The organism is Pseudoalteromonas sp. BSi20429 (assembly GCF_000238895.1).
GTDB lineage: Bacteria > Pseudomonadota > Gammaproteobacteria > Enterobacterales > Alteromonadaceae > Pseudoalteromonas > Pseudoalteromonas arctica.
The window spans coordinates 57,625-69,954 of the sequence record NZ_BADV01000036.1 but is presented as its reverse complement, the minus strand read 5'-3'; the positions used below and the strand labels follow the sequence as shown (position 1 = coordinate 69,954).

Genomic DNA, 12,330 nt, shown 5'->3' with positions numbered 1-12,330 from the left:
CATTACGCTTTAGGGATCATTGTATTCAATAAGACCAATAAAGTACCTTAAGCATTTCAATATTGTTACCCAACAAGAAAATTCACACTTTGTTCACCAATGTCATTTTATATTTCTTTATTAGCAGGCAGTTTTATTCTACGATTTTTTACAATATTTCACACATTTAGCTAAAAATAATATGTTAATGTATACAGGTAAATTGAGAGGAGTGCGCAGTGCGCCTAAGTATAATTTTAAGCTTTTGTTGTATTTTAAGTGGGTGTAGCACAATGGGCTTTAATGACCTATTTAATGACTATGCCACGCAAATGACACCAATAAGAAATGCGATCGAGAAAAACAATATCGAAGAAGCGCAATCCCTTATTGCCGATAATAGCACCATGCACAGCAGCTACTTACTCAACCAACTTGAGCAAGCTCGCTTAAACGACTTAGCCAATATGCCACAAGAGGCACAAAGTAAATTTGAGAACGTGTATACGCAAATGCAAAAAAAACGTGAAGCCGCCAAAATACAAGTAAGTGCGGGGCTTGAGCAAAGCAATGCGTTATTTACTAACGACTCAGCCATAACTTATGTGCCACCGGCTTACGAAATGAGTATGCTTCATAGTTATAAAGCACTTAACTACGTGTATAAAAATGATGTAGAAGGCGCTTTGGTCGAAATTCGCCGCGCTAATAAAGTACAAGTTGATGCACTAAGCGAAAATAAAACAGATGGCGACTCAACAGTTAAGGAAGCGCAGCAACACTACCCTAGCATGGGCAATGTAACCAGAGACGTGAAAAATGGCTTTCAAAATGCCTACACATTTTATTTATCTGCTTTACTTTACCAAAGTGCTAAACAGTATGACGATGCTTATATTGATTATAAAAAAGCACTGACTATACAACCTAACAATATTTATTTACAGCAGGACGTAATGCGCCTTGCTAAAAAACAAGGGTTTGACCAAGACCTAAGTGAATTTAAAAAACGTTTTAGTGATGCACCCACAATTTCTGCAACGCAAGGCGAAGTAATTGTTTTATTTGAACAAGGCTTAGTACCAAAACAAGATGAATTTAAACTGCGCTTACCAATTTATTCATCACGCGGCGATGCACGCTTTTACAGCCTTGCAATGCCAGTATATAAAGATAATGCCTATGTGCGCCGCCTTAATAATATAAACATAGATGCACAAAGCTTAGGGCTGAGCCCATTAGTACACATTGAAGCACTTGCAGCAAAAACATTAGAGGATCAAATACCTGCAAAAGTAGCTCGCCAAGTGCTTAGGTTAGTAGCTAAAGAAAAAGTGCGTGCAGAGCTTGCTCGCAGTGCCGGTGATGTAGGTAACATACTTGCTAATATTTATAATTTGGCGTCTGAGCAAGCTGATACACGTAGCTGGCTTACGCTTCCAAATCAAATAAGTGTTGCAAGGCAAAGCCTAAATACAGGTGAGCATTCTCTGCATATAGGCACACAAGCACCTATAAATTTTACCGTTAGTAAGCAAGGGTTAACGTTAATTTACTTAACCTCCGTTAATAACTACTTTAATTACCACGTAGTTCAACTTTAGGAGCCATCATGAAATACATAGCGCCATTATTAGCAGTCTTAATGCTCAGTGCATGTTCCAGCAAACCGGTTACATCGGGTATTTCTGTTGAACAAAATAAAAATCAGTTTAATGAGCAATTACGTGTAGATAACCCAGAGCTCGGTAAAAAGCTGGCCATTACTGATGTTAAAACACGTCAAACCAACCAGTTAACCGATGTAGTAGTGACACTTTCGAGCCAGTATAAAAAATCACAGTATTTGCAGTATCAATTTAATTGGTTTGATAAAGACGGCTTTGTTATTAAAGGCAATCATTCACCTTGGCAAGCACTCACCTTATTTGGTTTTGCAAAAACACAATTACCGGGCTTAGCACCTAGCTCTGATGCGGTTACCTTTTCTTTAGCAGTAAGAGAAGTGTCTACCGAATCACAAGAATTTAAAGATTAAAGGAAACAACCATGATCATCAGTAACAAATTTAAAACAGCATCAACTTACGCTTTAGTTGGCCTAAGCGCTTTAGTATTAAGTGGCTGTGCTAATAAAGCCGTAGTAAGTTATGGCGATGCACAAGCAGTAGAAACAACAGATATTAATTTTGGTTCTACCGACTTACAAAAAGTAGCGAGCCAAATGACCGACTCATTACTCAGCTCACCCGTTGTTGGCACAATGACCGCTAATAAACGCCCTGTAGTATTTGTTGAGCGTATTAAAAACAAAACTAGTGAGCACATTGATACTGAATCAATCACCGATTCAATCTCAACGCAAATGCTACGCAGTGGTAAGTTCCGTTTTGTAGATATGACGCGTGTTGAGTCAGTACGTGAGCAATTAACGTTTCAAAACGAAGATGCCCTTGTTAACCCTGCAACAGCCGTTGCATTTGGTAAACAAATTGGCGCGCAATATATGTTATACGGAAATTTATCGAGCATCGTTAAATCAAATGCCGATAAATCAGACGTATACTATAAATTTACGATGCGTTTAATGGATATGGAAAGCGGCCTAGTTGAATGGGCAGACGAAACTGAAATTCGTAAAACTAAAGAAAAATCAACCTTTGGCTGGTAGCTAATACCAATCGGCTTATATATGGGGTCTATTTAACGTTAAGAAAATTACGCTAGTACTAGGCAAAAGTTTTTGTATCTAGTTGTTCTAAATAAAAAATTTTAACGACGTTATAGCGCAATTTAATTCGTTAAATTGATCAAAGATTTATGCAGGTTGGTATAAAAGGAGCAAGTTATGAAAGCAATTACTGTAATTATGTGCGCTTTACTTACAATAAGCGCGCCTACGTTTGCTAAATACGAGCGCAATAAAGCAGTCCCTGTGCAGCAAGTTTTATTTGGTGACGTAAAATCGGTACGCAATATTACCGAACAAGAAATCATTCAAGACAAAAACAACGGCTGGAAAACCTTCGGCGGTGCATTACTCGGTGGCGTAGTAGGCAACCAGTTTGGTGGTGGTAGCGGCCGCACAGTAGCAACAATATTAGGTTCGGTAATTGGCGGCAGTGTTGCACATAATGGGCAGCAGCAAAGTCATTATCAGCAGAATCACTTTGTAGAGTTATTAATACAAGTTGAAAATGGCGACCAGTTTATGGTTGTTCAAGATCAGGACCAATCAATGCGTTTTAGCAAAGGCGATAACGTAAGATTAGTGTACTTGAACGACAACACAGTGCGTGTAGATAAAGCGTACTAGGACGTGCTGAACTTTGGTGGTTGAATTTACAGCAGAATGTTTGGTATTTAGACAAGGCAGAGCCTATGAACTATGGTTGTTCCCTATAAATAGGCGATAACGCAGCATAAATGCCAAACATGCGCTGCCCGAAGGGTTCTGCCTAGCGGCAATTAACTCTTTGTTGCCTACATGGATGTAGGTAAGGGGCGTGAGCAGGACGCGGAAGCTTTGCTCGGTTTTTACTTATTCTTACATGGATGTAAGCCAGTAGGGTAACGCAGGAGCAGTTACCGAGCCCACTAGGTTACAAACCTCGCGTCGCGATTTAATCGCCCCTAGATTGAACAAATTTCAATCCACAAAGATCAACACGCCCTGTTAATATATTCATGACTAAAATAAAAAACGAGCCAAATTTGGCTCGTTTTTTTATTATTTTTTAATAACTATACTTGGCGATAGTCTTTAAAAAAGCGCTTCATTTTTAACATCGCATCCGATAAATCATCTTTGCTTGGTAAAAAGACCAACCTAAAATGATCAGGATCTGGCCAATTAAACGCCCTGCCATGCACAAGTAATATTTTTTCGGCTTTTAGCAAATCGTACATCATCTTTTCATCATCTTTGACGTTAAAAAGTGCTGTATCTACTTTGGCAAATGCATAGAGCGCGCCTTTAGGTTTTTTACAACTAATGCCTTCAATATCATTTAATCCACGCCATGCAATATCACGCTGCTCATATAAGCGCCCACCCGGGTTTATTAGACTATCAATTGATTGCACGCCGCCAAGTGCTTGTTGAATCGCATACTGCGCAGGTACATTGGCGCACAAACGCATAGATGAAAGTATTTCTAGGCCTTTGCGTAAATCATCCATTACCGAGGTACGACCACTCAAAACCATCCACCCCATTCTCAGCCCCGCTGCACGGTATGTTTTTGCTAAACCATTAAAAGTAATAATAGGCACATCGTCGCAAAGTGAGCCGATTGAAGTATGCGTTATACCATCGTATAAAATCTTTTCGTAAATCTCATCGCTCAATAACAGCAGTTTATGTTCACGCGCTATATCAATTAATTGCATTAACAAATCATCACTGTAAACCGCACCAGTAGGATTATTAGGATTAATTAATACCAGAGCTTTAGTTTTAGACGTGATTTTACTTTTTATATCTGCAATGTCCGGAAACCAATCTTGCTCTTCATCACATAAATAATGTACCGGATTACCACCCGATAACGTGACCGAAGCAGTCCAAAGTGGATAATCTGGAGCAGGAATAAGCACTTCGTCGCCATTATTTAATAGCGCTTGGGTGATCATCTGAATAAGTTCGCTTACGCCATTACCAATATAAATGTAATCTACATCTAAATTATGTAATCCACGTTGTTGATAGTGTTGATAAATAGCCACGCGGGCAGAATAGAGGCCTTTAGAGTCACAGTAACCTTGGGCTGAATATAAGTTGCGGATAATATCGCGGTGCATATCTTCTGGCATATCAAAACCAAAAGCAGCCGGATTACCTATATTCAATTTTAATACTTTTTGACCTTCGTCTTCCATTTTTTTAGCTTGCGCTAAAACCGGCCCACGAATGTCATAACATACACCTTCTAATTTGTGACTCTTTTTAATATCAGACATTTTTACCTCGACTAGTGAGTCTTTAGACTAACCTAGTAAAGGCGCAAAATGCCAGTGTATTTGATTACTTAGTACTGAAATAAATTCACGTTTCGGTTTCAATAATTAACGAGATGCTAACCATTCATTTAGCTTAGCTTGAGAGCCTGTTACTTGAGCCATTAAGCTATTAGATGCGTCGATGGCTTCAGCTAAGTTATCTAGGTTTAAATTTTGTTCAATAACGCGAGATACTTCAGCAAGGCTTGAAGCACCAAACTGCGCAGCGTTAGATTTTAAGCTATGAGAATGACGAATCGCCGCTTCTCTGTCTTTTCCAATGGTTGCTAAAACTTCAGAGCCTAAACGCTCAAACTCCGAGCAGCAAAAATCAAGTGTATCAGCAAACTGCTCACCCAATAACGATTCCATACTCTCTAATGCTGATGTATCAATATTTATTTCTGTCATATTTTAAGCCCTTAAAACAATCCATGTAAATTACAGTTTAATAGTACTACTTTATATTGATGCGTAAAAAAAACCAACTTAATTACCTTATAAATGTATAATTGTGAGGATCATACTGGCAACAAAAAGTTTATTAAATGGCACGCACACTTTGTAATCATTGTAACTTTGCACTTAACACCTGTATTTGCAGCGCAATTACAAATATAAACAACAAAGTTAAGGTTATTATTCTACAGCACCCAAGCGAAGAAAAAATAGCAAAAAATACCGCTAAACTACTCAATTTGTGTCTAACTGATTGCCAAATAGTCAAAGGCGAAAATAATGACGACTTTTCTATTCTTAAATCACTGCCAGTAAGCTCAACTGTTTTGCTCTACCCTAACGAACACGCTGTAAATTTAGACGATAGCGCTGAGCAATCTAATATAAAAAACATCACCCATTTAATCGTGGTTGATGGTACATGGAAAAAAGCCTACAAAATTTTGCAGCTCACCACATTGCTAAATCAATTCAAAACGGTCAGTTTTAAACAGTTACCTAAAAATCGTTATGCTATTCGTAAAGCCCCTAGGGCCGATAGCCTATCCACACTTGAAGCCGTAGCGCATAGTTTGTTTTTAATAGAGCAGTTAAATCCTGCACCACTTTATAATGTGCTTGATGAATTAATACAAAAACAAACCCATCACATGCCCGAGCACGTAAAAGCACGTTACTTAGATTAAATTCGTTACTATATGAAACTTGCAATGCGTAACTACCCTAACAGGCTAAAACGTGGCTTTACTCGCCAAGGCCCCAACTATCGCTTTGACGACCAAATCGACTTTAGCGATATAAGAGATACCTTTGGCTTTAGATCAATGGTCGTCGGTAAATGGGTAACTAAAGAAGAGCGCTACATTAGCGCTAATTTAATTTACGATGCACTGGCCGACCTTGCACAAATACTGCATTTACCGCCCAAAGCAATTGGTCTTCGTGGCAAACTTAATTTTGCATTTGGTCATGGCGGTCAAAAAGGTGTACAAGCGCATTATAATGCGGCTTCTCAAACGCTTGCTCTTGCAAAAAATGCAGGCGGTGGTGCACTTGCTCACGAATGGTTTCATGCGTTTGACCATCATATAAGCGAGCATTTATTTGCAGCAAAACCACGATTTAGTTTTGCCTCAAAATTATGGCTTTCAAACACGCCTAATTTATCGCACCCACTTAATAATGCTTTGAACAGTTTTTATAAAAATGTATTTTTAGATGAGCACGGCGTTGATGCAAATAGCTTTGTACAAACATGCATAGAACACGATAAAGCACAAAACATGAATTATATGAGCATGCCAGAAGAACTTGCTGCACGTTGTTTTGAAGCCTGTATTGAGCGGCATTCAAGTATAAAAAATAGCTTTTTAGTGGGGGGCTTACAAAGTAGTAATTTAATATACCCAAACGCTGAGCATATTAATAAAGCAAATGAAGCGCTTAACCAGTACTTTGAACTACTGGGTTACGCGCTTCATAAAATAGACGAATAAAAGCTTTATTTAGTGGTTACTTATCGTCACTAATGCGACTTGCTACTGCGCTGTTTTGATCTTTATATTTTGCATCTTTACGGATGTTGTATGGGTTTTCACACGGGCCCGATAGCATTTCAAAGCTCATAGCACCAATTTTCATCAGTGGACGAAGCGCCAGTGGTAATTTACCTGAGTTGTAAAACTCTAAAACAATATTACCGCTCCAGCCTGGGTCAATTCGGTGCGCGGTTACATGTACCATTAAACCTAAACGCGCAAGCGATGAGCGTCCATCTAACCACCCTACTATGTCTGCTGGCAGAGTTACTTTTTCGTGTGTTATAGCAAGTGCAAGTTCACCTGGGTGTAAAAAGAATGCTTCACCTTCATCAAGCACTATTTCTTCACTCATGATTGATTCCATAGCTTTATTTAGCTGATCTTTTGGACCGCTTAAATCGACGTATGCCGCGTTGTGTGCATTAAAAGTTCTGAATTTATTACCTAATCGCAAATCGGCAGTTACACCTGAAATCATGTCACTTGTTGGCGCAGGCTCAATAACAATGCGACCATCGCTTAGGTATTCATTAATATGTGTGTCTGAAAGTCTCATTATTTATTAATCTTCTGTAATCACAATTTCAATTGCATTGTGATGCTGTTGATAATAGAGCGTGCTGGCTATAAGCCTCGCTGCTGCGCTGTATGTTTTGCTTATCGCCGCGTCGTTATCGTTGGCAATAAGTTTTCCTTGCTCAGAATACTCACGTATATCTATTGCAAGTGGAATATGGCTAAGTACAGGTACGCCGTGCTTGTGCGCCAGTTTTTGTGCACCGTCTTTACCAAATACGTGGTTAGCTTCACCGCAGTGGCTGCAAATGTAATAACTCATGTTTTCAATTAAGCCCAGCACTGGCACGTTTACTTTATTAAACATAGCAATGCCTTTTTGCGCATCGGCTAGGGCTAAGTCTTGCGGTGTAGTGACAATAACAGTACCGCTCGCTGGTACTTTTTGGCTCATTGTTAGTTGAATATCACCGGTGCCCGGTGGCATATCCACAATTAAGTAATCAAGCTCACCCCAATCAGTCTCGTTAAGCAATTGGCTAAGTGCGCCTGACGCCATTGGTCCGCGCCATACAGTGGCGTCATCGCTTGGGACTAAAAAGCCAATTGACTGCGCTTTAATGCCGTTTGCATCAAAAGGCTGTAGCTGTTTGTTATCTTTAGTTACGGGCTCTGCGCCTACCAAGCCTAAAAGCATTGGAATAGATGGGCCATAAATATCAGCGTCTAAAATACCCACCTTTGCGCCTTCGTTTTTAAGGGCGCCCGCCAAGTTAACGGCAGTAGTCGACTTACCTACTCCGCCTTTGCCTGAGGCAATAAGCACAATATGTTTAATCGCCTTAAACTTAGCTGCCTCTTTAATGATAACCTTGGCGCTAATTGTTACAGGCACATTTAAGCTTTCACTTACGTGTTGCTCAACTAAAGGCATTTCTGATTGCCCAGCAAATGGCAGGGTTAATTTAATGTGTAGTGATTTATCGTCATTTTGAGTAATAGTATCAATGAAGCTTTCGTCAATACCGACGGCAAAAGCCGCACTACGATATGCCGCTAAGGCAGTAATAATCGGTTGTTTTTGCACCGATTTAGAAGAGAATAGTTTCGACAGTCCAAACATAGCAATTAAATAGCGTTTCTTTGATGAAAAGTGCCACGGAATTATGTAACATTCAGGGCATTAACACCAGTCAATTAATAAAAATCCATAAGCTGTGCGCACTCTAAGCAGATAGCTTGTAGATAAATTAATGATAATTGCCGTTTGTATAATAAAAACGGCGTTTTATCCTCAATTCGGAATGATTATGACGCAGCGAAAGATCCTGATTACCAGCGCATTACCTTATGCAAATGGCCCTACTCACTTAGGTCATTTATTGGAATATATTCAAACTGATATTTGGTCACGTTTTCAAAAACTACAGGGCCACGAAGCTTATTATGTTTGCGCAGACGATGCCCACGGCACGCCAATTATGCTTAATGCGCAAAAGCAAGGGATCACGCCTGAAGAAATGGTAAAACAAGTGAGCATAGAGCGCCAACGCGACTTCGCTGACTTTAATATCAAATTTGATAACTACCACAGCACGCATAGCCAAGAAAACAAAGAATTAAGCGAACTTATTTATAACCGCCTAAACGATGCCGGTCATATTAAAAAGCACACTATTTCGCAATTATTCGATCCAGAAAAAGGTATTTTCTTACCCGATCGTTTTGTAACTGGTACTTGCCCAACGTGTAAATCTGAAAACCAAAACGGCGACAGTTGTGATTCGTGTGGTGCTACATACAGCCCTACCGAACTCATTAATCCGCGTTCTGTAATGTCAGGTGCAGAGCCTGTACTTAAAGATTCTGAACATTACTTTTTTGACCTGCCAGCATTTGAAGGCATGCTAAAAGAGTGGTTACACTCGGGCACTATTCAACAAGAAATGGCTAACAAGCTAGACGAATGGTTTACCGATGGCCTGCAGCAGTGGGATATTAGCCGTGATGCGCCTTACTTTGGTTTTGAAATTCCAAATGCACCGGGCAAATATTTTTACGTTTGGTTAGATGCACCTATTGGTTACATGGCGAGCTTTAAAAACCTATGTGATAAAAAAGGCATCAACTTTGATGAGTTTTGGGCTGAAGGTTCAGACGCTGAGCTTTATCACTTTATTGGTAAAGACATTATCTACTTCCACAGCTTATTTTGGCCAGCAATGTTAGAAGGCGCTAACTTTAGAAAGCCAACTAACGTATTCGCTCATGGTTTTGTTACTGTAAATGGCGAAAAAATGTCTAAATCAAAGGGTACGTTTATTAAAGCGCGTACTTATTTAGATAACTTAAACCCAGAGTACTTACGTTACTACTACGCAGCAAAATTAAGCAGCGGTATTGTTGATCTTGATTTAAACCTAGAAGACTTTGCACAACGCGTAAATTCGGACCTAGTAGGTAAAGTAGTAAACATAGCGAGCCGTTGTGCTGGCTTTATTACTAAAAAGTTTGATGGCAAGCTAAGCAGCACTATTATGCAACCAGAGCTGTTAGCAGAGTTTCAAGCGGCTGCACCTAGCATTACAACACACTACGAAAACCGCGATTACAGCCGCGCAATTCGCGAAATAATGGCGCTTGCCGACAAAGCAAACCAATTTATTGATGGCGCAGCACCTTGGGTATTAATTAAAGACGAAACTAAGCAACAAGAAGCACACGAAGTGTGTTCTCTTGGTCTTAACTTGTTCCGCGTTTTAATTACTTACTTAAAACCAGTGCTACCAGAAATGGCCGACAACGTACAAGCATTTTTAAATGACGACCTTGCATGGGACGGCGTTCAAAATGCACTCGTAAGCCACCCTATCAATAAATTTAAACCGTTAATGCAGCGTGTTGAAATGGATAAAGTAAATAAAATGGTTGAAGAATCTAAAGAAAGCTTAGCGCCAAAAGTAACTATTGACCCTAACAGCCCACTTGCAAAAGAGCCGATTAGCGACGAAATAGAATTTGATGACTTTGCAAAAGTAGACTTACGCGTAGCTAAAATTGCTAAAGCAGAGCACGTAGAAGGCGCTGATAAACTACTTAAGCTAACACTTGATTTAGGCGGAGAAACTCGCCAAGTGTTTGCAGGTATTAAATCAGCTTACGCACCAGAGGATCTTGAAGGTAAGTTAACCGTTATGGTCGCTAACCTTAAGCCTCGTAAAATGCGCTTTGGTATGTCGGAGGGCATGGTATTAGCAGCAGGTCCTGGCGGAAAAGAAATTTATATTCTTAACCCAGATGACGGCTCAGAGCCTGGTATGCGCGTAATGTAATATTACTCATACAATAAAAACCGCTGATACATCAGCGGTTTTTTTATGGGCTTCCCTATTTGCTTTATAAGCATTATTTAAATAATATCAGTGTATTAAAATATTTTTTAGATCAACAACCATGACCAGCAACCTTGATACCCAAAGACTAAATACCAGTGCGCTAATCAAGCAATATAAGTTACTCGCAATCTTACGCTTAAAACAACAAAGCGACGTAGCTCCATTAATTGATTGCTTAGTTAATGCAGGCATAAACGCGCTCGAAATCACTTCAAACACGCCTGGCTTTGAGCAAGAAATAACAAAAGCACGCGCAGCTCATAAAAACGCACTTATTGGTGCAGGCACAATAATTAACACCACCCTTGCTCAGCAAGCAATTGATGCAGGCGCGCAGTTTATTGTAACGCCAAATACCAACAAATCGGTTGTTGAACTTGCCCACCAGCACGGGTTGCCAGTATTAATGGGCGCACTAACACCTACCGATGTTGCAAATGCAATTGAGTATAACGCTGATATTATTAAGGTATTTCCTGCTGGCAGTATGGGCGTTGGTTACTTTAAAGCATTAACCGGCCCATTTTCAGAAGCACAACTAATGCCTGTTGGTGGTATTACTTTGGATAATATATCTCAGTGGTTTGACGCAGGTGCTTGCGGCGCGGCAGTAAGTGGTGATTTTTGTAAAATAGTCAACACAGAACAAGAACGCAGTGATCTTACTAAGCTTGTAAAAAGCTATATAAATAAACTGCCTAAATAGGCAGTTTATTTTATTTATAAAATAGCCAAATGTGCGCTCATAAAATTTGATTGGGCGCTATACAAAATTAATTACTACTAATTAATTCAGCTTTTTCAATACGCGATCTTTTCTTGGTAGGTAATAATTATCGTAATCAAGTGACACTATAACGCGCTCTGCTTTTCCTAATAACTCGTTACGCGGAATTAAACCTATTACACGCGAGTCAGCGCTATTGTCGCGGTTATCGCCCATTGCTAAGTAATAATCATCAGGAATTGTAATTGCATCAAACCCCGATAAACGTGAAGGAATATTTGCCACTCTTATCGAATGTTCTAATCCGTTTAAATCTTCAATTTTATCAAGCGAGTCTATGTTGCTTCGCTGATCTGCATAATTAAGTTTTTTACCATTAATAATGAGCTCATTATTTTCAAGCGCAACGGTGTCTCCTGGCACACCAATTACACGTTTAATTAAACGGTTATCGGCAGCCTGTGAGTCAAAAACAATAATATCACCAGCTTGTGGGTCAGCTAATTTAAGTAATTTTATGTGCGTAAATGGGACGCGAATATCGTAGGCCATTTTATCGGTAAGTATTCTGTCACCTTCTTGAATTGTCGGTTTCATTGAGCCTGTTGGCACTTCGTACCAATCGGCAACAGCGCTTCTAAATACGCTCATCAGTGCAATAAATACGATAAGAGAGCGGTTATTTTTCCAAAACTTATAAACTAATTTCATGC

At 39.6% G+C, this 12,330-nt stretch carries 13 protein-coding genes; 8 read left to right on the top strand and 5 right to left on the bottom strand.

Annotated features, from left to right (window positions below; genetic code table 11):
- The first annotated feature begins 218 nt into the window (after positions 1-218).
- The 4 genes from P20429_RS11645 to P20429_RS11660 all read left to right on the top strand — a co-directional run bounded on the left by P20429_RS11645 (position 219) and on the right by P20429_RS11660 (position 3,294).
- Entirely contained in the window at positions 219-1,583 is a 1,365-nt protein-coding gene (locus P20429_RS11645; RefSeq protein ID WP_007582551.1) for a COG3014 family protein, read from the top strand.
- A gap of 8 nt (positions 1,584-1,591) precedes the next feature.
- Positions 1,592-2,017 (top strand): YcfL family protein, encoded by a 426-nt coding sequence (locus P20429_RS11650; protein ID WP_007582549.1) that lies wholly within the window; start codon positions 1,592-1,594, stop codon positions 2,015-2,017.
- An 11-nt stretch (positions 2,018-2,028) separates the two neighbouring features.
- Positions 2,029-2,649 carry a penicillin-binding protein activator LpoB gene (gene lpoB, locus P20429_RS11655; protein ID WP_007375407.1) on the top strand — a complete coding sequence of 207 codons (621 nt, stop codon included), beginning with the start codon at positions 2,029-2,031 and terminating at the stop codon, positions 2,647-2,649.
- A gap of 177 nt (positions 2,650-2,826) precedes the next feature.
- A complete protein-coding gene (locus P20429_RS11660) occupies positions 2,827-3,294 on the top strand; it encodes a glycine zipper 2TM domain-containing protein (protein WP_007582547.1) in 468 nt (155 codons plus the stop codon).
- A gap of 428 nt (positions 3,295-3,722) precedes the next feature.
- On the opposite strand, the gene P20429_RS11665 is transcribed toward P20429_RS11660, so the two are convergent.
- Positions 3,723-4,940: a pyridoxal phosphate-dependent aminotransferase gene (locus tag P20429_RS11665; RefSeq protein WP_007582545.1), complete on the bottom strand. Its 1,218-nt coding sequence runs from the start codon at positions 4,938-4,940 to the stop codon at positions 3,723-3,725.
- Positions 4,941-5,045: 105 nt separating this feature from the next.
- Positions 5,046-5,390 (bottom strand): Hpt domain-containing protein, encoded by a 345-nt coding sequence (locus tag P20429_RS11670; RefSeq protein WP_007582543.1) that lies wholly within the window; start codon positions 5,388-5,390, stop codon positions 5,046-5,048.
- A gap of 137 nt (positions 5,391-5,527) precedes the next feature.
- Here P20429_RS11670 and P20429_RS11675 point away from each other — a divergent pair, with 137 nt between their 5' ends.
- The gene (locus P20429_RS11675) at positions 5,528-6,124 is read left to right on the top strand and encodes a tRNA-uridine aminocarboxypropyltransferase (protein WP_007582541.1); all 597 of its coding nucleotides are present in this window, start codon (positions 5,528-5,530) and stop codon (positions 6,122-6,124) included.
- A 24-nt stretch (positions 6,125-6,148) separates the two neighbouring features.
- Positions 6,149-6,934, top strand: a complete 786-nt coding sequence (locus tag P20429_RS11680; RefSeq protein ID WP_033026658.1) for a CLCA_X family protein — start codon at positions 6,149-6,151, stop codon at positions 6,932-6,934.
- A gap of 16 nt (positions 6,935-6,950) precedes the next feature.
- Here the strand turns inward: P20429_RS11680 and dcd are convergent, their stop codons facing one another.
- Together dcd and apbC are read right to left on the bottom strand one after the other, a co-directional pair.
- Positions 6,951-7,535 (bottom strand): dCTP deaminase, encoded by a 585-nt coding sequence (gene dcd / locus P20429_RS11685; protein WP_007582539.1) that lies wholly within the window; start codon positions 7,533-7,535, stop codon positions 6,951-6,953.
- 6 nt (positions 7,536-7,541) lie between these two features.
- A complete protein-coding gene (gene apbC / locus P20429_RS11690; protein ID WP_033026641.1) occupies positions 7,542-8,618 on the bottom strand; it encodes an iron-sulfur cluster carrier protein ApbC in 1,077 nt (358 codons plus the stop codon).
- 187 nt (positions 8,619-8,805) lie between these two features.
- Between apbC and metG the strand changes: the two genes are divergently transcribed.
- On the top strand, positions 8,806-10,827 hold the full coding sequence (metG, locus tag P20429_RS11695; protein ID WP_007582537.1) for a methionine--tRNA ligase: 2,022 nt from the start codon (positions 8,806-8,808) through the stop codon (positions 10,825-10,827).
- 121 nt (positions 10,828-10,948) lie between these two features.
- Positions 10,949-11,596 carry a bifunctional 4-hydroxy-2-oxoglutarate aldolase/2-dehydro-3-deoxy-phosphogluconate aldolase gene (locus P20429_RS11700; protein ID WP_007582536.1) on the top strand — a complete coding sequence of 216 codons (648 nt, stop codon included), beginning with the start codon at positions 10,949-10,951 and terminating at the stop codon, positions 11,594-11,596.
- Between the two features lie 81 nt (positions 11,597-11,677).
- Here P20429_RS11700 and lepB read toward each other — a convergent pair whose 3' ends face one another.
- Entirely contained in the window at positions 11,678-12,328 is a 651-nt protein-coding gene (gene lepB / locus P20429_RS11705) for a signal peptidase I (RefSeq protein WP_007582535.1), read from the bottom strand.
- Positions 12,329-12,330 lie beyond the last annotated feature (2 nt).